This window comes from Pilosibacter fragilis, from assembly GCF_032490495.1.
Taxonomy (GTDB): Bacteria; Bacillota; Clostridia; order Lachnospirales; family Lachnospiraceae; genus Pilosibacter; species Pilosibacter fragilis.
This window is the reverse complement of record NZ_JAVYJB010000006.1, coordinates 229,926-251,315: the sequence shown is the minus strand read 5'-3', so window position 1 is coordinate 251,315 and position 21,390 is coordinate 229,926. Positions and strand designations below refer to the sequence as shown.

At 54.7% G+C, this 21,390-nt stretch carries 25 protein-coding genes and 1 pseudogene; 1 reads left to right on the top strand and 25 read right to left on the bottom strand.

The window, feature by feature from the left end:
- The first annotated feature begins 172 nt into the window (after positions 1-172).
- A complete protein-coding gene (locus ABCW45_RS08200; protein WP_054754179.1) occupies positions 173-532 on the top strand; it encodes a helix-turn-helix domain-containing protein in 360 nt (119 codons plus the stop codon).
- Between the two features lie 201 nt (positions 533-733).
- On the opposite strand, the gene ABCW45_RS08195 is transcribed toward ABCW45_RS08200, so the two are convergent.
- The 25 genes and pseudogenes from ABCW45_RS08195 to ABCW45_RS08075 form a co-directional block, all read right to left on the bottom strand.
- Complete coding sequence (locus ABCW45_RS08195) at positions 734-2,080, bottom strand: relaxase/mobilization nuclease domain-containing protein (RefSeq protein WP_173815476.1); 1,347 nt, start codon at positions 2,078-2,080, stop codon at positions 734-736.
- A gap of 158 nt (positions 2,081-2,238) precedes the next feature.
- Positions 2,239-2,586 (bottom strand): plasmid mobilization protein, encoded by a 348-nt coding sequence (locus tag ABCW45_RS08190; protein ID WP_003020363.1) that lies wholly within the window; start codon positions 2,584-2,586, stop codon positions 2,239-2,241.
- Positions 2,583-2,747, bottom strand: coding sequence for a hypothetical protein (locus ABCW45_RS08185; RefSeq protein WP_014080207.1), 165 nt, complete (start codon positions 2,745-2,747; stop codon positions 2,583-2,585). Before ABCW45_RS08185 ends, ABCW45_RS08190 begins: the two co-directional genes overlap by 4 nt.
- Before the next feature lie 12 nt (positions 2,748-2,759).
- A complete protein-coding gene (locus ABCW45_RS08180; RefSeq protein ID WP_117461328.1) occupies positions 2,760-3,344 on the bottom strand; it encodes a defense against restriction DarA-related protein in 585 nt (194 codons plus the stop codon).
- Positions 3,345-3,357: 13 nt separating this feature from the next.
- Positions 3,358-4,317: a hypothetical protein gene (locus ABCW45_RS08175; protein ID WP_117461327.1), complete on the bottom strand. Its 960-nt coding sequence runs from the start codon at positions 4,315-4,317 to the stop codon at positions 3,358-3,360.
- Between the two features lie 179 nt (positions 4,318-4,496).
- A complete protein-coding gene (locus ABCW45_RS08170; protein ID WP_117461326.1) occupies positions 4,497-4,850 on the bottom strand; it encodes a cysteine-rich VLP domain-containing protein in 354 nt (117 codons plus the stop codon).
- A gap of 4 nt (positions 4,851-4,854) precedes the next feature.
- Entirely contained in the window at positions 4,855-5,031 is a 177-nt protein-coding gene (locus ABCW45_RS08165; protein ID WP_014080211.1) for a hypothetical protein, read from the bottom strand.
- The gene (locus tag ABCW45_RS08160) at positions 5,028-5,777 is read right to left on the bottom strand and encodes a DUF4366 domain-containing protein (RefSeq protein WP_117461325.1); all 750 of its coding nucleotides are present in this window, start codon (positions 5,775-5,777) and stop codon (positions 5,028-5,030) included. The genes ABCW45_RS08165 and ABCW45_RS08160 overlap by 4 nt, the downstream gene beginning before the upstream one ends.
- A gap of 2 nt (positions 5,778-5,779) precedes the next feature.
- Entirely contained in the window at positions 5,780-6,034 is a 255-nt protein-coding gene (locus ABCW45_RS08155) for a DUF4315 family protein (protein WP_117461324.1), read from the bottom strand.
- Positions 6,035-6,048: 14 nt separating this feature from the next.
- Positions 6,049-7,767 (bottom strand): C40 family peptidase, encoded by a 1,719-nt coding sequence (locus tag ABCW45_RS08150; RefSeq protein ID WP_117461323.1) that lies wholly within the window; start codon positions 7,765-7,767, stop codon positions 6,049-6,051.
- Positions 7,748-10,108 carry a VirB4-like conjugal transfer ATPase, CD1110 family gene (locus ABCW45_RS08145; RefSeq protein WP_425518597.1) on the bottom strand — a complete coding sequence of 787 codons (2,361 nt, stop codon included), beginning with the start codon at positions 10,106-10,108 and terminating at the stop codon, positions 7,748-7,750. Before ABCW45_RS08145 ends, ABCW45_RS08150 begins: the two co-directional genes overlap by 20 nt.
- Complete coding sequence (locus ABCW45_RS08140; RefSeq protein ID WP_015563852.1) at positions 10,065-10,454, bottom strand: PrgI family protein; 390 nt, start codon at positions 10,452-10,454, stop codon at positions 10,065-10,067. Before ABCW45_RS08140 ends, ABCW45_RS08145 begins: the two co-directional genes overlap by 44 nt.
- 3 nt (positions 10,455-10,457) lie before the next feature.
- Entirely contained in the window at positions 10,458-11,012 is a 555-nt protein-coding gene (locus ABCW45_RS08135; protein ID WP_081445595.1) for an MT-A70 family methyltransferase, read from the bottom strand.
- Positions 11,013-11,029: 17 nt separating this feature from the next.
- On the bottom strand, positions 11,030-11,809 hold the full coding sequence (locus tag ABCW45_RS08130; RefSeq protein WP_117819236.1) for a DNA-methyltransferase: 780 nt from the start codon (positions 11,807-11,809) through the stop codon (positions 11,030-11,032).
- Positions 11,799-12,530 (bottom strand): septation protein SpoVG family protein, encoded by a 732-nt coding sequence (locus ABCW45_RS08125; RefSeq protein WP_343220630.1) that lies wholly within the window; start codon positions 12,528-12,530, stop codon positions 11,799-11,801. The genes ABCW45_RS08130 and ABCW45_RS08125 overlap by 11 nt, the downstream gene beginning before the upstream one ends.
- A gap of 15 nt (positions 12,531-12,545) precedes the next feature.
- Positions 12,546-13,412, bottom strand: a complete 867-nt coding sequence (locus tag ABCW45_RS08120) for a VirB6/TrbL-like conjugal transfer protein, CD1112 family (protein WP_117461320.1) — start codon at positions 13,410-13,412, stop codon at positions 12,546-12,548.
- Positions 13,413-13,423: 11 nt separating this feature from the next.
- Positions 13,424-13,504 (bottom strand): annotated as a pseudogene (locus ABCW45_RS08115) (Maff2 family mobile element protein); the annotation flags it as partial.
- 89 nt (positions 13,505-13,593) lie between these two features.
- Complete coding sequence (locus tag ABCW45_RS08110; RefSeq protein ID WP_343220629.1) at positions 13,594-15,258, bottom strand: recombinase family protein; 1,665 nt, start codon at positions 15,256-15,258, stop codon at positions 13,594-13,596.
- A gap of 6 nt (positions 15,259-15,264) precedes the next feature.
- Positions 15,265-15,462: a hypothetical protein gene (locus ABCW45_RS08105; protein ID WP_054705760.1), complete on the bottom strand. Its 198-nt coding sequence runs from the start codon at positions 15,460-15,462 to the stop codon at positions 15,265-15,267.
- Between the two features lie 253 nt (positions 15,463-15,715).
- Positions 15,716-17,014 (bottom strand): virulence-associated E family protein, encoded by a 1,299-nt coding sequence (locus tag ABCW45_RS08100; RefSeq protein WP_343220638.1) that lies wholly within the window; start codon positions 17,012-17,014, stop codon positions 15,716-15,718.
- A gap of 13 nt (positions 17,015-17,027) precedes the next feature.
- The gene (locus ABCW45_RS08095; protein ID WP_343220628.1) at positions 17,028-17,681 is read right to left on the bottom strand and encodes a CHC2 zinc finger domain-containing protein; all 654 of its coding nucleotides are present in this window, start codon (positions 17,679-17,681) and stop codon (positions 17,028-17,030) included.
- A 170-nt stretch (positions 17,682-17,851) separates the two neighbouring features.
- On the bottom strand, positions 17,852-18,568 hold the full coding sequence (locus ABCW45_RS08090) for a hypothetical protein (protein WP_054705763.1): 717 nt from the start codon (positions 18,566-18,568) through the stop codon (positions 17,852-17,854).
- Between the two features lie 31 nt (positions 18,569-18,599).
- A complete protein-coding gene (locus ABCW45_RS08085; protein ID WP_054705766.1) occupies positions 18,600-19,073 on the bottom strand; it encodes a hypothetical protein in 474 nt (157 codons plus the stop codon).
- A gap of 179 nt (positions 19,074-19,252) precedes the next feature.
- Positions 19,253-20,725 (bottom strand): MobQ family relaxase, encoded by a 1,473-nt coding sequence (gene mobQ / locus ABCW45_RS08080; protein WP_343220627.1) that lies wholly within the window; start codon positions 20,723-20,725, stop codon positions 19,253-19,255.
- Positions 20,726-21,016 carry a DUF3847 domain-containing protein gene (locus tag ABCW45_RS08075; RefSeq protein ID WP_083460870.1) on the bottom strand — a complete coding sequence of 97 codons (291 nt, stop codon included), beginning with the start codon at positions 21,014-21,016 and terminating at the stop codon, positions 20,726-20,728.
- Positions 21,017-21,390 lie beyond the last annotated feature (374 nt).

The following is a 21,390-nucleotide window of genomic DNA, read 5'->3' as shown; positions in this document are numbered from 1 at the left end:
AGATACCAACCTCTGATCTTCGGGACAAATTGTCCCAAAGTTATAGGTATATTGTACCTCACATTTCCGCGATCATCAATTTTGCGTATGTGAAATTAAATAGTCAGTAGTATGAAATACACAGTCGTTCAAATAATATCACATGAAATGTAAAATCATATCAGGTGATGTTATGAAGATAGAACGAGATGAAAGACGCTTTGATTTTCACGATATAGGGCTCGCCATCAAGCGTGCAAGAGAAGCCAGCGGCATGACACAGGAGCAACTGGCCTATATTGTTGACCGCGCTCCGCGTACCATTATGTATAATGAAAATGATGGTCAGCATCCAAGCTTCAACACCTTTTATCAGATGGTTACAATGTTTGATATATCGGTGGATCAATACTTTTACCCGTCCCAGAATAGCGGGAGCGAGTGCAGGAAGCGGATTGATGCCATGTTGAACGCCTTGGACGAAAGAGAATTGAAAATCGTTGAAGCTACAATCCAAGCGATGAAAGCATCGAAAGAAACGGAGGAAACGTAAAAGAAAGCGTAACCTCCGTTTTTTGCGCCATGTTGCGGGTTGCGCGTTTTGGCAAGCAATTCGGGTGTGGCCACACTCCGAAATTTTTGCAGGGCGCAGGGCCCGCAAAAATGCTTGTTGGGGAGCTCCCCAAACCCGCTGTACTTCGGGACAAATTGTCCCAAAGTCCCGGTGCGCTGCACCGTAGTCTGCGGCCCGTCACTATCGTTCCTGGGCCTTATTTTCACGCTCGTCTGTTATGCCGAGCAGATGATCAATGTTCGCTTTTATTGCCACGGCCTCCCGCATTTGCCGCTGGGCCTCCCGGTATTCTGCATAAAGCGCTTTCTTTTGTCCCGCCAGCTCACGGCGGGATTTTTTTAGTGCTTCAATCTTAGGGAGCTTTGCGCCGTTCAGTATGGTGTTCATAGTATCCTTTGCCGCCCGGTAAGTGGCAAGCTCCGCTTCGTGCTGGGCCAGATACTTTTTGCTGTACCGCGCAGCTTTGTATCCATCAAACACCGGGCGAGTCTTGGCATAGTCCACCGTGGCAGCCATCAGCTCCGAGGTTTTGGAAAGAGCCTCCTCCGTTGTGCGGAGCTCGTCAGACAGCTTGTGAAAGTGATCCACCGCAGCCTCGGTGCTGGCCGTCAGTGCCGCATAGTCTGTCAGATGATGCTCCTGCAAATACTGGAGCGCGGCGGCCATTTGTTTTAGGTTGTAGACCTTGGCCCATCGTTCATAGGCCGGGCCCTTGCCTTGGGCCATACGCTCTTGAATGTCGATGATGAGATTAACTCGCCGTGGCGGAACCGTGGGCTCCTCGGGCAGTTTGGGGAGTGGACGTTCCCCGGCAATTACCGCCTTGATGTCCTCCGGGTCAAATCCAACTCCAAGTGTAGAAGCCCGGAGCCGGGTCGGTTTTTCCTGCCCGGGTGCAAGGAATGAGATGACACCGCCCCGCCCATGTTTCACCGCAAAGCCGGACTCCTCCATGAGACGGAGAAAGTCGGCAAAGTCCGTGGGCTTTTTCTCCAAAGCGGCGAGAACAGCCAGCCGCACCCGCTGCTTGGCAGAGGGTGGCTTTTCTCCGATCCACTGTCCATAGTGGAGAAAACGACCCTTGCTGTGCTGGCACGGATTTTGGATAACAGACAATTCATGTTCGATGCACACGCGGTCAGAGAGCCGCCGCAGGGCAAAGGACGAACCAATGAAATTATGAAATTTCCGGGAGCGGTCAAAGGCCGTCGCATTGAAATAAATGTGATTGTGGATATGGGCCTTGTCGGTATGCGTACAGACGAAGAACTGATACTTTCCCTTTGTCCAGCGCATCGCCGTTTCATAGCCGATACGGTTTGCTTCTTCCGCCGTAACCTCCCCGGGCAGGAACGCCTGCCGGATCTGAAAGAACAGGGCCCCGCGAGACACGGCCCGGCCTGTCTCTGCAAGGTATTGACTTTTTACCAGAAGAAACTCGGCGGGAGCCGTGTTCGGATCGCAGAGATAGGAAGATACGGCTCCCAGCTTTTCCGGGTTTAGGCCATAGGTGAAACGATCCTCCATCGTTTGAATTGCACTTTTTCCCGCCGCTGTTTTATAAGGGCGGATGTAGGTGGTCGCCGTAAAAATTCCTCCTTCCGGCAAACAGTATTTTTACTTTGGGACACTTTGTCCCGAAGTAGAAAAAGCCGGGGAGCGGTATCAACCACTCCCCGGACGGGTCAGAGCTCTACCAGCGCGGAGAGCTGTTTCAAAAGATCAGACAGCGGCCCCCACAAAGCAGCATAGTCCCGCTGTAAGGCTGCGAGTTCTTCGGGATAAATTGCGCCGTAGGTGTTGGCCTGAATTGCCACTTGGTTCAGATTGTTGGAGCAGCGCCGCTGGAGCGAAACCAGCTCACGAACAGGCGAAAGGTCAACATGAAGCACATACCCACTCAGGGCCATTTTCCGCATATAGGCTCCCATATTACGGATGCCAGCCTCCGCCATACGTTCTTGAATCAGGGCCTGCTCCGCCTCCGACACCATCACATGAAGATGGATCGGACGGCGGCGCTTTTTTGTCATCGCTCCTCACGCTCCCGGCTGCGGCAGGCGCGGGGCGGCTCCTTTACCTTATCCAGCGGCTTTTCCTGTTCGTCTGCCGGAACAGGGTGCGGCAAATGAAATTCACGGTGCAGGCGCAGCACCTCCAGTACAGACAATTCCTGTTCACGTTTCTTTTCCATACACGCTCCTCCTTATCTATCGCCACGGTCAGGCTGCCTGCGCTGGGGAACCAGTGCCTCCGGGCCGCGATCTGCCTCCGCCAACTTTGCCGCATTTTTCATCTGCTCGGCAATCGGACGGGGCCTGTCGGGATTATCAGGCGCAGGACGCAGCTCATAGTCGGATGCCTGTTTTTCCGTTAGCGGGCGGGTATAGGTAAGATAGCCCCAAGCCAAGAACGAGCCATTTTCCACCGGGATGCGCTGATCGTAATTGAAGATTTCATCCGGCTTGTTATAAGGCGGCTTCGGGAATGTCCCGATGTCCACAGGCCGCTGGGTCGAATAATACTTGTAAAGGCCGGGAGCCTCGGTCTGCCTGATCCCGACGTTATAAATACGCTGATAGTCCTGCACCCGGTCTGTGAAATCCTGTTCCATCGCGGTGCGGTCATTTCCATAGTGACCCCATTCATACTGCCGCTGGCCGTCCTTGTCATCATAGCAGGCCCATGTGACATAGCGGGATGGCGCGGTGGGATGTTCGCCCAATACAAATCCTCGTCCATTTTCCAGCATGACCGCCTTCAAAATGGCGTAGCCTTGATTTTTGTCCATAGTACACCTCCCATCATCGAGACATTTCTTTGTTTTCTCTTTTCACAAACGGCTGGAGCTGATAGGGGCTTGTACTGTCCTCGGGCCGCAGAAAGTCTATCCGGGCCGCAGCACGGATGGCGTTCTGGTTAAGCTGCCGCTGCCATGCCCCTTGGCTGGGAGCCCACTTAAAGCCGTTGCTATTCAGTTCCTGCCGCTGATTGGCATCGGGCTTTTCCTCAAAAATAAGCTGCAAACGATTTTCAGCCTCGTTGATTTTTGCCTCGCCTCCGGGGAATGTCCAGCCAGCAAACTCGGAGCGGCTGCTCAGTTCCTCAATGCGCTGGCGCACACGGCGGATGTTGGCGTTGTTGTTGGAAAGCAGATAGGCGGGGTATGGCTTGCTTTTGTCCAAGTGCCATGACTGCGCCATATCTGCTTTGAGCTTTTCGGCCTGCTCCGGCGTAAGCTCCGGGCAGCCGTCCAGCGTTTTGTGTTTCCGAAAATACGCATTGACTGCCTTCATGGTGGCCTGCAGGGACTCCAGCCCCTCCAGCTTTTTTGTCAGCTTTTCCACGGCCAGATCGTCATCCGCGCTGATCCCACCCATTCCAACAGAGCGGATTTTATCAAGCAGCTTTGAAATCTCCGCATACTCTCCATAGTTGCGATCCCGGGCGGCGTTCTGCTTGTGCTTTTTTGTCACAGGGAAATTGCCGCCCCCGGAGATCAGAATAGAGGGCACCCGGGCATCAATCACATTGCGTTCATTCAGATTTTCCGCAAGTTTCCGGGCATAGCGATCCACCAGCGCGTCAATCTTATCATGGTACATTGGATCGACACGGGCTTTCTGGCGTTCCGCCGCTGCATACGCTTCATCGACCATTGCCCGGTAGCCCGCCGTAGCGGAGCCCGGCTGATAGTCAGAAAAGCTGTTCATATCTTTTGCCCGCTTTGCGGCTTCTTCATTGATCGGATAATATTTCGGCATAGTACCTCCTTCCACAAAAGCCGGAACTTTGGGACAAATTGTCCCAAAGCCCCGGCAGCTAAAATGTTGACAGCATCTCACGGAAACAGGGGCGGACGTAGAAACATACGCCTTCCGCAGAAAAGGGCCTTAAAAAGCCTTGCTACAAGCGGATTTGTGATGGTCTAATTGTCAACACATCAGCTCCGTTTTTTCCGCATATATTCCCGCTGCTGTCTGCGGTGTGCCGCCTTTGCACAGGCCGCCGAACAATAGGTTTGCCGTCCATCAGGAGCCACGGCTCTGCCGCATACCGGGCAAGCCTTGAAATCCGGCCTTGGCCCCTCTGTCAGCAACGCAGCCTCCAGCGCCGGATCAAGGGGCAGAACTGCCTCGCGGAAGTAGCGGCAATAAGCCCCTGTCCAGCATTTCCCAAACATATAGCACTCGCAATCCAGCGGCAGGCAGCCGCAGTCCCGGTCATAGTTGGCACACCATTTTGACACCAGCCTGCGGATTGCCGCTTTTTCTGTCCGGGTCAGTTCTCGGCCCACAGTATCACCTCCCGTTGCCCGGTGGTTTGAGCTGCTCCCGGTAGCAGAACACGCAGCCGATCCCGCGCCAGTAAGGGCAGCCGTCACAACGGGAGCCCTTCGGCGGCAGGCTTGGCGGCACACCCTTAAAGTAGCTTTTTTCTTTCATAAATCCCTCATAGGGGTTATTTGTAAATCTCATTCATTATCCTCGCTTTCGGTATCGTCCTCGTCCCAAGGCGGCCCATCGTCCTCGGGATCGTCATAATCAGCCAGTTCCTCACTGTAATCCTCTTCGGGTACAGCAGCTTTTTCATGCTTCGGGCGGTAGATTTTGAAGTACCAGCCTGCACCGCCGCCCAGAACAGCCACTGCCAAAATCAGCAGAAGCGTCCCGGTATTACTTTTCTGCTGGGGCTCGGGTTCCGGCTCCTCCGCAGGTTCCGTCACCGGAGCGGATTCGGGAGCTGTGCCAGCACACTCGGTCATGTTGACCGCGCAGACCTCGCAATCCGTATGGATGGCTCCGGGCGCACATTTTTCTGTGCAGGAGCAGGCCGGAAGTTCTCCGCCAGCGGCCTCCAGTGCCGCCAGCAGATCGGCTTCATCCACCATGTTCAAAAAGTAGGTGTGATACTGTTCGCCGTCCTCGTCCACAGGCTTGTCATAGTCAATGACAATGTAAAAGGTGTTGCCGCCGCTGGTTTCCACCGTGATGAACTGTTTGTTGGTTGCGGCATCGTAGAGCAGATCGCGGGTCACAAGGTTTCCATCCTCCGAAAAGCCCTCGCCCGGGGTAATGGTAGGCGCTGGCTCCGGGGCCGGAGTTTCTTCCACAACAGGCGGTTCCTCATTCCCGCCGTCCGAATAGGCGTAGGCTGGGATCGCAAAGCCGCATAAAAGAACGGCGGAGCAAAGCCCCGCCGCCAACATACGAAAATGTTTCATATTCAGTTTTCCTCCTTCTTTTTTTCTTCGGACTTCGGGACACTTTGTCCCAAAGTACCGCCGTCCTTCAGCTTCTCAAACAGCAGCGGGAGCTCCGTAAGGGAAATGCTCATGCCGCGCACAATGTCCACGATCTCGCTGTTTTCTGCCTCCAGCTTTTTCTGTTCCAGTTCCTTGAGCCTGGCCTGCTGTTCACTGATTTTGGCCTTGACCTTATCAATCTCGGCCTGAATTTTCATGCTTTTGGTAGTTGCCATTTCAAAACCTCCTGTCACGGTAAACGCCCGTAGGCGTAAAAATGAGATTGCCAGTAGCTTGTATTCAAGTTTGCGTAGCCGATGGGATCTCCGCAATGCAGCATTTTTCCATCACCGACATAAATCCCGCAATGGCTCACGCCCGGCGTGTCATAGGTGCCTTTGAAGAACACCAGATCACCGGGTTTGGGAGAACTGGTCGGCGTACAGATGTTATAGAGCCCCTGGGCTCCCAGCCTGCCCACATTCCAGCCGGAGTGATTGATAACCCACGAAACGTACCCCGAGCAATCAAAGGAAGTGGCGGGAGAACTGCCGCCCCACACATAGGGATAGCCGATGTATTTCTGCGCTTCGGCAAGCATCGCGGCAAAGGTTTCATCGTCCAGATATTCTCCGGGCACTTCGTAATCACCGGGTTTCCCGGTAATGTACTTGTTCACATAGGGAGAATCTGGGAACAGATCGGGGCGGTTTCCCAGCGTTGCCATATAGATGGCATACCGTGAAAGCTGCTCCTCGCTCATGACATATACGGGCACATGGGATAAATCAAAGTTCTCCAGCGTGACCGTACAGATGTAATAGTCGTAAGGCACCTGATAGGTGTCCGTATGGGAGTTGCCGTCCTCGTCCGTCCATGTGTCGGTTTCCGTACGATACCGGGTTTCCACCACCACATCCTCGGTCAAAATGTACTGGCGGTCAAAGAGCATTTGCAGCGTTCCCTGTACCTCGCCTACTGTCCATTGTCCCTCATGGTGCGCACACAAAAGAGAAAGAAGCACATAGGGATCATGTTCGATTTCGTCCAGATCGAAGTGGTATTCGTCATAGTCATGGGTGCTTTCATAGGTGTCCAGATAATGCTGTAAATCATCTTCCAACGCACAATAGGCGGCTTCGGCGGCCAGCATATCACGATCCTCGCAAGGATAGGTGCTGGCTCCTAATGCACCGGCCCCGGCGTTCCCCAGCATAAGCATGGTAGAGGAACAGGACTGCATAGCAAACAGGAGTAACACACAGAGCACCGCAATCACGGCACCTGCGGGATGACTTTTGACAAATTCCACTGCCCGGGCAGTCAGGCGTTCTGTGGCTGTGGCAGTTTTCCCAGCCGCAGCCGCGCCCTGCTTTGCAGCCTCCTTTGCCTGCTTGCGGTATTGCTTGCGAAGCCGTTGCTTTTGCCAGTAGCGGGTAAGGGCATTTTTCGTCAGCTCCGGGTGCTCCTGTGCGGCGGTGTGAAAATGGTAGTCCGCCGTGTATTTGGTATAGCGGGCCTCGGTCTTGCGTACCACTTTTGCCGGATGTTCCCGGACTTTACGGCGCACAAAGCGGGAGCCGTGCCGCAGCGCGGTTTCTCCCACAAGCTCAGAACGGTGTGCGCCTTCTGTGCCGACATTTTCCTGTTCCACTTCAAAAATCTTGCCATGCACGAAGCTGTGAACGGAACCGCTGGCAACACGGCCTATGCGTTTTACCGGGCCGGGCTTTTTCGGCGGCTTTTGTTTTGCCAGCTTCTCCCGGGCCTGTTCCAGCTTTTCGCCTTGGGACTCCATACGGAGCTTTGCCGCCGCAGCCTGTTCCTGCTGGCTCTTTTTGCGGAACTTGGACTTCGGGACACTTTGTCCCGAAGTGTCAGAAGCCTCTGGCCCGGGCTGCTCCCCGTCAGGGGCGTGGGCGGTCTGCGACCAAGCCTCCTCCTTGGCCTTATTCGTTTTTCGTTTCATTCTTCATATCCTCCGGGCGGGTAGTCAGCAGGTCATAGATTTCTCCGCGAGGGAACCGATCCACAAACGGGATGGTCACATTTCCATAGAACAACAGACCCTCGCCGGAATTGCTGTGTGTGATATAGGAAAGCTGGTGCTCGGAAATACCGAGCTGTTTTGCCAGAATGGTACGGTCACTCTGCGCCTGCGAAAGCAGGATCATAAAATCCGTGTTATCCAGAATGTTCTCGATTTCCCGGCTTGCCAAAAGGTCTTTGACGTTCTGCGTCAAAGCAGACGGCACACATCCTTTTTTACGCAGCATTTTCCAGACCGCTACAAAGTAGCTGGCCGTCAGTGGATCGCGGAGCAGAATATGAAACTCGTCAAAGTAGCACCAAGTCGCCGCACCCTCGTGGAAGTTCTGATCCACCGCCTGCGAAACAAACTCATTTGTGATGTGCATTGCAATCTTTCTAAGGTTTTCGCCCATGTTTTTCAGAACGATGCACACCACATGGCTGTCCGTCTTGACGTTGGTAGGATGGTTAAAGAGATTGAGGGAGCCTGTGCAATAAAGCTCTAAGGCAGTTGCCACGCGCCGGGCCTCGGGCTCCGGCTGGCGTAAAAGCTCCTCATACAAATCCTGCAACAGCGGTGTTTTTGCGGTTTCCAATCCGAGCGCCTGCTCCCGGTACACCAAACGCACACAGCGGTCAATGACCGTCTTTTCAATGGGCTGCAAGCCTTCCTTGCCGCCGACCACCAGCTCGCACAGGGACAAAAGAAAATCCGCCTTCATGGAAAGTGGGCTTTCTCCGGCAGCCATATTGAGCTCCACATCCATCGGATTGAGGTGGTGCGGGCTGTCCGGGGCAATCTCGATCACCTGGCCGCCCAGCCTTCGCACCAGCGGAGCGTATTCGCCCATCGGGTCAACCACGATGATCCGATCCTGCGGGATGGTGAGAAACACATTCAAGAGCTCGCGCTTTGCGGCAAAGCTCTTGCCGGAGCCCGTAGAGCCCAAATACATCCCGTTTGCCGATTTCAGCTTTTTGCGGTCAGCCATGATGACATTGTGAGAAAGTGCGTTCATGCCATAGTAGAGGGCCTGCCCCGCCATGCGGAGCTCCCTTGTCATAAAGGGGATAAAGATGGCTGTGGAGCTGGTTGTCATACCGCGCTGGATTTCTACCTCGTTGTAGCCAAGGGCCAGCGAAGAAACAAAGCCCTGTTCCTGTTGCCAGTCCAGACGGCGCAGAGCGCAGTTGTATTTCTGCGCGATGCCGCTCACGGTAAACACATCGTTTTCCAGCCGCTGGCGAGTAGGGGCAAGGTTTACCACCGTAAAGGTCAGCAGAAACATTCGCTCATTGCGGGATTGCAAATCAGCCAAAAGCTCCGCTGCGTCCTTGCTGAATGTGATCAGGTCAGGGGGAAGAATATCCGGGTCATAGCCGGAGCGCACAGCCTTTCTCTGTTCCTCTACTTTCATTTTTCCGATGTCCGAGATTTTCCCCTTGATGGTCTTGATTGCCTTGAGCTGATCCACGGTCTGAATGTGCATGGTCACGGTCATTTCCGCATCCAGCTCCAAGATTTCCGCCAGCAGCTTATCCGAAAGCTCCGATGCCATAATCTGCAAGTAGGACACCGCGCCCCAATACTGGCCGATGCGGAATGTGCGGGACTGGCGGAAGTCGAGACTGTCCGGGGCAATAAAGTCTTTTGTGCCGAGCCCGGTCTGCGGGATGTCTTTCCACGAAAAGCGGAACGCCTCGCGGCTCCCCGGATGCATCTGGCTATGAAGCAGCGCAAGGCGGGCCCGCCCGTCCATAGGCTCCGAGGGAACGCCCAACCGCTTAAAGTTTCCCATGACATCAGCCTCCACACGCTCCAGACGGGGCCGTGCCTCCGCAATCCCCTCGGCGGGTATGCCAAAGGTGATGTATTTTGAGCGCTCAATACCGTTGTTGCTTTTGGCAATCTGATTTTTCAGCATCCCGGTAAACTCATCCCGGACGCTGTTATAGTTGTCATCCGCTTTCGGGATATTGACTTGATAGCGGCTGCGGGAATGGGAACGACGGTTGATAAAGGAAAGCTGGAACGGCAGCGAACTGTCAAAGTAGTTGAGAAATGAACTCCATCCGCTGAATATGGCAGTCTGATCCTCGGTGGATGCCACGGAGTAATTGATGTCCTCATATTCCACGGTTTTTGTATAGAGCCCGCCCGGGAGCTTGCACACACCGTCCGGGTGCATGGACAGATACGGGATTGTCTGCTGAGCAGACAGGGTCGCCCGGCCTTTACCCTTGGCGGCGGCTCCGTTTTTCTTCTTTGTGTTTTTCAATCACATCCTCCTTTCCAGCGCCCGGCCCGGCAAAGGGCGCATAAATGTTTTCGGTTCGGTAGGCCCTGATCCCCGGCCTTAGAAACTTGGCCCGGATGATGTTTCGCACAACCTTTTCAAAGGGCAAGCCGTCCTTTTCATACATGGCCAGCAGGAACGCCGGGAGCATAATTCCCAGCATGAGAAACATCGCCCCGGTATTGCCGAGGGTGCCACGGGTCAGCAGATAGGCCGGAATCCCCACCGCGCCCGCGCTGCCGAAGCAGACAAGCTGGCGTTTGGTGAGGTTGAAAGCCATCTTTGTTTTGATTTTGGATAAATCGTTTGGTACGTTTACATAGGGCATAGATCACACTCCTTTCTGCACTTCGGGACAATGTGTCCCAAAGTCCGGGATGGTTGGTGTTACTTCATTTCCCCACACAGCCCAACCGGGCGGGGTCTGCCTGGCAAAGAGCTCCACGCGGGGCAGATCGCCCATCAGGGAAATGATTTTGGCGCGGGCCTCGTCCGGCTTTTTGCTATGGGCTTCAATCGGGGAAATGATGAATTGATGAATGTTGGCAGCCTGCCGCTTTGGATGTCCCTTGGTTGCCAGCAGGCAGATTTCCGCGTTGCCCCTTGTCCAGAAGCCAAGGCCGTAAAACCAGCTATCCGCTTTCTTGTTCTTTTTCAGCCAGACGAAAGCAACGCTTTTGTAGGTGAAGCCCCAAGCCTCGATCAGCCGGAGCGCCTCCGGGAGCTGCGGGAAAGTGGCCCATAAAAAGAGTGCGCTGTCCGGGGCTGCAAGATCAGCCACAGGCAACGCACATAAATCCTCAATGCTCATAGTGGGATAATGATTTTCCGCCGCGCCCTGTACTTTCTTAGCCGAGTAGCGCCAAGGGGGATCGGCGTAAATGATAGAATACTGCTGGATAATTACACTCCTTTCTCGCCGGAGCTTTTTACTGCCTGCGCCGCACGGATGCGCTCACTGGCGGCGGCATAAAAGGACGGGGCCGTTTCAAAGCATACAAAGCGGCGTTCTGTGTTGATGGCTGCAATCGCGGTTGTGCCGGAGCCAACGCAAATGTCCGCGACCAGTTCTCCGGGGTGGGTATAGGTGCGGATCAGATACTCGCAGAGCTCCACGGGCTTCTGCGTGGGGTGGATGCCGCCGGACACCGTAGGCACAAAAAGTACATTTCCGGGATAGCGGCGGCCATCGTTGGACTCCGATCCCTGCCGTTCAAATTTCCCATAGTTGGAGCTTGTACCGCTTCGGGAATGAACGCGGGCATAAGGCTTGCCATAAGTAAACTGCGGATTGTAGACCGGGGACTTCTGGTAAAACACCAAGATATTCTCGGACTTTTTCAGTGGAGCCCGGTTTGCATTGAGAAAGCCCGTTCCGCGCTCCTTGTACCAAATCCACTCATAGCGGAGCATGGCGAGGTTGGATGCGCCCAGCACCTTGTCAAAGGGGCACTGTGCGAAAAACAGCACTGCGCCATTCGGCTTGACCGCCCATTTCACCGCCTCCCACAGTTCCGGGAGCGGCAGGGGCACATCCCAATAATTCCGGGTTGTGCCGTAGGGCGGATCGGTCAGCAGCATATCCACGCTATGTTTTGGCAAAGAACGCAGGCCCTCGATGCCGTCCAAGAGAAACAAGCCCTCCTTCGGGACACTTTGTCCCAAAGTGTGGCTATCGGTCATTGCGGGCCTCCTTTTCCTTGGCAGGCGCAGGCCGGGCGGCGTTTTCTTTTCCTGCCTGCTTTGCGGCCTCGGCCATCTGCTCCTTGATCGGGGCAGGCCGTACCGCCTGAGCCCGCGCAACAAGCTGTTCCACCGCCGCATGATACGCCTCCACACCAGCCGCGTTAATCCGTTCCTGTGTGGCGCGGTCAGGAATCCGAACCGTAGCCCGGTATCCCGTCCGGCTGGCAGGATCGGGTTTAGAGGGAACTCCGAGAAAAATTCCGTTTTTCCCGTCCACAACCTTAAAATCGTCGATGACCACACCGCCAAAATTGACGCTGGCGAAGCCGATCAGTTTTCCCTGCGGCTCAATCGGGCGGACAGATACCGTGATCGGAACAACCGCCTCCTGCAAGACAGCATCTGTCCGCATTTTTACTGCCTCATCAATGCTAACGCCCTTGACTTCTGCAAGCTCCGCGATGGGAGCATCAAACAGCCAGCGCCGTTCCTCCGCAGCAATCTGCTCCGGGGTCAGCAATACATCGTCCTTCTTGCTCAGATAAAATTCCTCCTTTCCGCTTGCCGGAGCAGGCTGGGCGGGGTCGTCCATCAACTCTTTTCTTTGCAGGACGGCCTCTGTTTCCGCCATAAAGCGGTAAGCGTCTGCCTCAGTAAACTCCTCCGGCGTTTTTCCATTCCATAAGCGCGTTCCGTCTGCCCCGTATCTTCTCGGCATAAGCACCACCTCCTGTTAATGAGCGCCAAAGATACGCTGGGCAATGCTCCCGGTCTTAAAGAGCATGAAGCAAAGCAGAACCGTGTAGCCCACAGTTCCCCAAATCGCCCCAATGGGATCGCCGCCTGTTGCGATGCCTTGAATGAGCACTGCGTAAATTGCAACACATACAAGGATCAGCAGCCCTTGAAAGCCCACGGCAAACAGGGACTTGATGTAGTTCTGCCCGGTGCCGCCAAGCTCCCGGTTGGAAAGCGTAGCAACGGGGATGGGGGCCAGACTGGTCAGCAGATAGATTTCCAGCATCCTGCCATACACCAAAACGAAAATGATAATTCCCATCGCCTTCATTGTGAAGCCAATGAGCGCAGACTGCAGCCACAGCCCCAAAAGCGGCCCTAAGTCCATCGTCTCCAGCGAGGTTTCCAGTTCAGCAAGCATATCCGCCGAAACATCGGTGGAGCCTTGAATGAGCCCGCCTGCCTGCGCGATGACGCTCTGTGACACATCGAACACGGCCATGACGATATTGAATGTGTTTGACAGGATCAGGATTGCACAGGCTGTTTTGAACATCCATTTATAGAGGTTCGCAACGTCAACCTCGTGCATATTGTTCTTTTCCAAAAGCATCTGTATGAGCTCATAAGTGGCAACAAAGGTCAGCACCATTCCGGCAATCGGCAGGATCACCGTTTCGGAAAGCTGTCGGATCAGGGAGAAAACCCCGGCGTGCCACGCCGCCGGGGTAGTCCCTACCTGTGCCGCAATCTCTCCGACTTGGGTATTGACAGTATCAAAAAGACCTTCGAGGTTCCCCATGATCCCGCCAATCAGAAGCTCTTTGAGCCAGTTTGTGAGCCAGTCGGTGAGAAAATCCATAAGCGCCTACCTTAAAACAGGCCAGACAGCAGAGGGATCAGTGTGGTGCCAATGACGATGATGCCGCCGCCCGCCATGAGCTGTTTTATCCCCAAATAGGAGTAAAACCTTGCTCGATGGCGGGCGGCGGCGTGTCAGAAACTATATGGAATTGTCTTAAAACCGCCCCGGCGGGAACAGGTCAGCCTTTGACCTGTTCCACCTCCGGGATGGGTTTGAGATTGAAATGGATTTCGATGGAAATGTGTCGTGTCTTATCGCTGTCGATGTGTTCGTGGACAACGATTTCTTTAATCAGGCGGTTTAGGGTGGCTGCGTCCAGTTCGGTAATGTCGGCGTATTCCTGAATGGCGTCTATCCACTGGCGGGCGTCGCTTTCAATCTTCGCTTCATCGGACAGCCTTTTCCGGGCTTCCTCTACCCGCGCTTTCAGTTCGGCCTGCTCCGTCTGTGTCCTGCCCAGCATGAGTTTGAAGTTGGTATCGCTGATCCGTCCGGCCATCATGTCCTCATAAAGCCGCAGCACCATCTTTTCCAAAACCTCCATCCGTTCCTCGTCTTTAGCAAGGGAACGCTCCCACGCCTCCCGCTGGCCCTTCTGCTCGGCTTCGCAGGTGTCGGTCAGCTTTCCGGCGATGGCCTCCCCGTCCATCAGGGCGGCGCTGGCGCACTCCCGGATTTTGTTCAGGACAAGGCGGTAAAGGGTGTCATACTCTACCCGGTGCTGGGTGCAATGGTTCTTGCCAAACGCCCCATAGGTCTTACAGGCGTAAATCTGCTGCGGGTGCTTGGCGTGGGTGGTGCGGATGGTCAACGACTTGCCGCACTCGCCGCACTTGATAAGCCCGGCAAACAGGCTGGTTTCCCCGTCCTGCCGAGGGCGCTGGCGGGATTTCAGCTTGTCCTGCACGATGGCAAAACTTTTGCTGTCAATCAACGGTTCGTGCCGTTCCTCCACCACAATCCAGTCCTGCGGCTTCTTCTCGCCAATGGTTCCAATTTTGAAGCGGTAGTCCTTCTTTTGGGAAGCTATCGCCCCAGTATAAACGGGATTCATCAGGATGTCTTTTATCACAGAGAAGTCCCACATATACCGCCCGTTTTCCGGGTCTTTCTTTTCCCATTTGGTGCGGACATTGCGGAAGCCCCGTTCCCGGTTCCACCATGTAGGGCAAGGCACCTTCTGTTCTTCCAGCCTGCGCCGGATGAAGTTGGGGCCGTGTCCTTCCAGCGCCCAAAGGAAGATTTGCCGGACAATGGGGGCCGTTTCCTCGTCCACCAGCAGGTGGTTTTTGTCCTCCGGGTCTTTCCGATAGCCGAAGGGGGCCACACAGCCGGTAAATTCGCCCTTCTGTGCTTTCAGCAGGTAGGAAGAATGTACCTTCTTGGAAATATCCTTGCTGTACATCTCATTCAGGATATTTTTGAACGGCGCAATGTCGTTGTTCTCCCGCAAGGTGTCGATCCCGTCATTCATGGCGATGTAGCGCACACCGTTCCGGGGGAAGAAGTCCTCAATGAGATAGCCTGTCTGCAAGTAGTTCCGGCCCAGCCGGGAGAGGTCTTTGGTAATGACAAGGTTAACCTGCCTGCGCTCGATGGCCTTTATCATCCGTTTCAGGTCGGGGCGCTCCATGTTCAGCCCCGTGTAGCCATCGTCCTGATAAACTTCCACAACCTCCCATCCCTGCTTTTCGCAGTAGTGTTCCAGCATATCCCGCTGGTTGGCAATGCTGGCGCTCTCCCCGTCCAGATCATCGTCCTTGGAAAGCCTGCAATAGATGGCCGCCCGGAAGCTGCCCGCCAGAATTGCATTTATGCCTGTATATTCATATCCGTTCATCATAACCGTTTACCCGCACAATCCAGACGGAACACGGTTCTTCTGAACCTTATCTTTATTATACTCGGTTTCTTGCTTTTTCGCAAGATTTCTTTTCCCGGTGTCCTGCCCGTATTTCTGTGCGATCAGGCTTACAAATACATCGGCAGCGTCCAGTTCACCGTCAAATACTGTGGTCACATGAATTTCTGTTTTGGTTTTTGCCATAGGCAGTTATCCTCCATAATAGAATAGCCAGACAAGGAGAGGGCTGGCAACGAAGTCCGGCAACGGGCTTCAAAAAACCTTGCAAACTATCTCTGTCTGGCGGTTGGGTTACTATTTACTTTTTCTTTTATTTTTTGGTTGTTTTGGTTGTCAGAGGGGAGAAAAGCCCGTAGTGACAGGCTATTTCCCGGCAACTGGCCCGGCAACGGGATAGCAACCGGGTCGGCAATCGGCTGGTTTTTCCCCGGATTTTTCAAAATGGCAGCTCCATCTGCTCTGTGACTTCCATAAAGCCCTCCGGGGTTTTTTCGGCCCCGTTGTCAAAGCCCGTTGCCGGGGCTTCGCGTTCCCAGCCCTTCTGCCTGCCGTAGCCCTCAAATATCCGGGGATTGGAGAAGTAGCGCCAGCCCGTGACACAATGGTTCATAATGTCGTTGACCTCCCGGATTTCCCATTGTTTCGGCTCGTCATAGGGGTGGTTCAACGCCTCCTTGTAAAGCTGCTTGGAACACACCGCGCTGCCGGTGTAGCGGTCAAGGTAGGCTTGGATCATCCCGGCCTTGGTGTCCTCCGGCATAAAGTCCCGCTGGTGTTCTTTGAGATAGCGCACCATTTCAGGGCTGAAAGACAGTTTAAAATCCCCGCTGCGGTAGATGGTCATGGCCTCGGCCCACACCTGTTCGATGTAGGCTCTGGAAGCAGCTTCGTCCTCCAAAATGTGAACCTCGGCTTGCTCCGGGTACACCATGACCGGGATAAAGCGGCGGTTGCCGGAGCGGTCAAGGGGCAGGAAGTCCAGGGCGTTGGAAGTTCCTCCGAACACGCATTGCCGCAGCCTGTCCTCCGGGTGGGTTTCGTATGGGATTTTATAGACCTCCTTCTGTCGGCTCAAAAAAGACTTGATTTCCTCAATGCTCTTGGCGTTGGCGGTGGCGATCATCTCCGACATCTCAATAATCCAGTGGCCTTGCAGCTTGCGGTACACATTGTCATCGTCCAGCTTGCGAAGGTCATCGGAAAACCACTCGTCCTTCACGGCCAGCAGCCGGAAAAAGGTGGATTTCCCGGCTCCCTGACCGCCCACCAGACAGAGCATGACTTCAAATTTACAGCCGGGGCAGAATGCCCGGTGGATGGCTCCCAGCAGGAACAGCCGCAGGGCTTCATAGGTGTACTGGTCGCTGTCGGCTCCTAAAAAGTGGCGCAGGCAAAAGCGGATTCGCTCGGTTCTGTCCCAGGTCAGGCCGTTCAGGTAGTCCCGGATGGGGTGGTAGCGGTTGGCGTCTGCCGCAAGGTCGGCGGCGTCCGCGATCTTTTTCTCGCTGGTCAGGCCGTAGGTCTTTTCCAGATACAGCCGGATATACTTCATGTCCGTGTCGGTCAGGGCGCGGCTGCCGGGCCGGTGCTTCCTGCCGATGGGCCGCAGCAGGTCTATACGCTCGGTCAGCAGGTTCTTTGCCAGCGCCCCGGATAAAACGGGGTCATGCTGAAAGACGGTCAGGCAGTTTTGAATACTGTTCCGCACACCGCCTTTCTCGGTGCTTTCCAGCATGGCTTTGACTTCCTCAACGCTCCGGGGCGGCGGCGCTTCTTGTATGGCGTCCGTCACGGCCTGCCGCAGCTCCGGCTTCAAGTTCTGCCATTCTTCGCTCAATGCTTCTCACTTCCTTTCCATAGCTGGCGATCAGCGCCGCCCGTTCCTCCATGTCCGGGGAGAGCAGCGTGTCCAGCAGATAGTCCACATAGTCCTGCTTTTGCAGGGCTTCCACAAACAAAGGGTTCCAATCGTCCTCTGGGGTCTTGGGGGCACAGTCCTCCTTCCAGCGGCGAAGCAGGTTTCGGTAGTCGCACAGTACCCGGAAACAATGCCGCTCCATACGCTTAAAACTTTGTTCCGGGGTTTCCTGCGGTGGTTTCCTGTGGCTGGGCAGCTCCTTGTCCTCATAAGGGACGGAAAACGCCTGTGCCAGCATGAGGGCGGCTTCCTTGGGGCTGACAGCTTCCAGACGGGAAACAAAGTCGATCGCATCCCCGTCCGCGCCGCAGCCGAAACAGTGAAAGCGCCGGTCAGCCTTCATGCTGGGGGTCTTATCGTCAAGGAAGGGGCAGCGGCACATCCCGTTCCGGCCCACCCGGACACCATAACGCTCGGCGGCCTGCCGGGTGGTGACAGACTGCTTGACAGCTTCAAATACATTCGATGAAATCCTCCTGAACATAAGAAAAGCGCCTGTCATTCTCACAAGGAAAATGGCAAGCGCCGGTTGTTGGGTTCCATATTCAATTTTCACATAGGAAAGGTGCGGCCAGCAAGCCGCGCCTTAGTGGGTGGTGTTTGGTTTTCCGTTTTTGGCTGACCAAAGTGTCCAGAAGTTGGAACGGTGTACCATCAGTCATTTTTTTCCTCCCATCCGCCAAAACGCCATTTAAAATTATCGGGAGAAATGAATGCGCTGCCACGACATATGTAGTCATCGTCTCCATTTATGTACTGATAACTCTTTTGCTCTACTTTGTCGTAAGTTTCGCTGGAAAGATAATCGATATTTGCACAGACAAAATACCTGCGCTCTTGAAGCGCCTCTGTCCATTTCTGCATATCCTCGTCCCTTTGATTGGCGTCTTTTGTTGTATAAACACAAACTTGAACAAGCGGGTATTCTTCTGATGCGCCCAGTAGTTCCAGCGCGGATGTATCTTTCCCATAATTCGATGGACAATCGCCATAGCTAATAACAAATAATTTGCACTTACCAAAGATAGGTTCTGCTATGGGGATTAAGATACTTTCTAATTCTTGCTTTCTCAAATAAACGATGTAATCGTCTTTGTAGGTTTTTTCTTCTTCATACCATTCTACATTTACATAAAAATCTGAAAATCGTGTAGATTGAATACTTCCGTACTCTGTTGCCACAAATTCATCACCATATTTCTCAACGAGGTATTCCAGCTTTGGGTCTGTGCGGGAATGGTACATATAATCTGCGATCTGCTCATGGAGTGGACGGGGCGGGTGCAGCTTGACCCAGACGATCCCCGCCGCCACAAGAATAACCGCCGCGCACAAAAATATCACGAGCCGTCTTTTTCCTCTTTTTGTCATCACCTATCCCTCCTGAAAGACTGTGCTTGGCTTATGGTAGTTGTTCTTCTTCCGCTTTTAATAGCTGTCTCGCCCTGTCATTTGTGATTTCTGGCCGGGCCGTTTCCAGCAGAGTGCTTGCTTCAGCTGTCCGTCCGGCCTCCCGCAGCGTCCTGATTTTCAGAATGGTTAAATAATCTTTTGCTGGCATTTTGGAAAGCGTGATTTTTTCTGCTCCGGGCATTTTCGCACATTCATCTAATTCTGTCAGATAGGCTTTTTCATCATGGGTGGTTTGATATTGAAAACCTGCTGCGTCAAGTCTCTTTATGAGATGGTTGATCCGCACACTCATATAAACCCACCAGCCGAGGAAGGCGGCGGCACAGGCCAGAATGACAATCCAGAAAACAGGCAGGGTATATCCTGTTTTCTCCAAATACGAGCGTAATACAATCGTTAGAATAACAGCCCACAGGAAAATAGAAATAACTCCTAAAAGTCTTTTGTTCTTCTTTCCGCTCATTACAAATCCCCCTGTCTCTTATGGTCATGCGTTAGCCATTTCTTATCCGCTGGCTGGACAAAGTGTCCAGAAGTTGGGCGGGGCGATCATGCCCCCAGCTATGGGACACTTTGTCCCATAGCTGGTGGCCCGTAAAACTGATTTCATTTTACCACTGGCGGCGGGAAATGGGAAGTCCCTTACCGATCCATATCCCTGTCCCGGCGCTGGGTGTGAGCCTGCTCCTGCTGGCGGCTCGCGCTGTCCACCACGGATTTCACTTGGTACAGCTTCATCAAGTCCTCCCGGATGGGCGTGTACTTGGCGTATGCCTCTTGGTATGCCTGTTGCAGCTTGCCGTACTCCGTTTTCCACTTGGTAAGGGGCAGCCTGCCCTCCGGGGTGAAGTGGTCTTTCAGCTTGCGGCGGGCCATGTAAAACTGCCGCAGCTCCCCCTCGTGGGCGGCCTTGAATTTCTCCCGCTGGCCCTGCCGGTGGATGGCGTTCATCTGGTCGTGGATGGGTTTCAGCTCCCGGTAGCGTCCCGCCTGTTCCAGCAGGGCTTGCAGCTCCTTCATGCGGGTCTGCTTGCTGTTCATGCTGGCCTTTAGTTCCTCGATCCGCTCATTGTGGGAAGTGACGCGGGCCTCCAAATCGTCCACGGTGTAGAGCTTCTGCCCGGTCAGATAGTTCACGGTATCGGCAAACCTTTGGAGATTGCCCACCTTGCCCCTATTGCTCCACGCCCCCGCGTTTCTCGTCCCGTAGTAGGCCCCCAGCAGATCGGCAAGGGCGGGGGCCTGTGGCTTGGAAAGTTCCTCCCGCACCTCGTTCAGCCAGCCAAACAGGGCGGCGATCCTCCGCTTCAAATCGTTCAAGAGGGCGTTGGTGGCCCTGATCCAGCGGTTGAGGTCGCCCTTGTCGGTGGCGATCCCCCGCGCCTCCATCTGGCGCACCGCTGGCCCCTCGTGGACGGTGGGGAGCAGGTCAAGCCCTTGCCGCAGATAGGAGCGGTGGTCGATCCGGCAGGTCAGGCCCTTTTCTGCAAACTTGGCGTTGCACATTCCGGCCCACGCCTCCCGCCAGTGTTCCAGCGTTTCCGGGCTGCCCCAGTCGGTGGTGGGAACCGCGTCAAAGAGGGGCTTGCCCTTGCTGTCCAGTATGCGGTTGCCGTCCTCGTCCAGACGGTAGACGCGCCGCTGCTTGAAGCCCCACTTGCCATCCTCCCGGATAGGCCGGATGGGGCAAAGCACATGGAAGTGGGGGTTGGGTATGCCACCATCCTCCTTGTCGGGCTGGTGTACGGCAAAGTCCACCACCATGCCCCGGCTGACAAACTGCTCCAACAAAAACTGCCTTGCGAGGGCGATGTTTTCCTCCAAAGAAAACTCGTTCTGCAAGGCAATATCAAAGCTGTACGCAAGCTGGGCGTCCTTGTGGCGCTCCACTTCCTCTACGGCGTTCCACAGGGTCTGGCGGTCTTGGTATTCGGGCGGGGCCTGCGGGGGCAGGAGAATGTCGGAGCAGATCACGCCGCCCTTGCGGGTGTAGTCGCTGTACTCGCCGTAGCGTTCACTGTAAAGCCGCTCCCCGGCGCGGTAGGCTGCCGACGCGATGGCCGACTGTCCCTCGCTCCGTTTGACCTGCGTGACGCTCAAATGGAACAGGGCCATTTACTCGCCCTCCCGCTGGGCGGCGGCATGGACAGCGGCCCGCACCTCCGGCATGGAGAAGATATACTCGGCAAGGGCATAGAAGCCCTGCTCGGACAGGGGCCTGACCTCCGGGGCCACACTCTCCACGGCGGCCCCTCTGGTAATGAGCCGGTGGGCGCGTTTCTGGCGCTCACCCTTTTCATAATACTGCCTGCGCTGTTCCAGCCGTTTGACCCGGTTCTGGTACTGGCGCAGCTTGGCTTCGTTCTCGGCGTACTCCTGCCGAAGTTCATCTAATTCTTTGCTCATGGTGTTGCCCTCCTTTACTAAAAATGGGTGAAAAAATGACCGTCCTCCGGGGCGTTCCCGGTGAGCGGTCAGGGTGTCGGTGTTCGGTTGTAAGGCCCTCGGAAGGGGGACAGACGCAGGGCGGGTGTCCCCCTTTTGGGGGCAGGCAGGGATAGGCGCAAAGCGCCGCAAGGGGTGCAGCCCCTTGGACGGAACGCAGTGACGCAGAAACGGCAGATTGCTCCATTTGGCAATCCGCCGCTTTGCCTCGCAGAGCGCACGAATACATAGCCGGTAGGGTATGTATAGAAGTGCGCCCTTTAGTTCCTAAAGGGATTTTTCAATGACTAAATAATCAAATTAGCATTACCTCAGTATTTGTAAGTGCTTTTGTC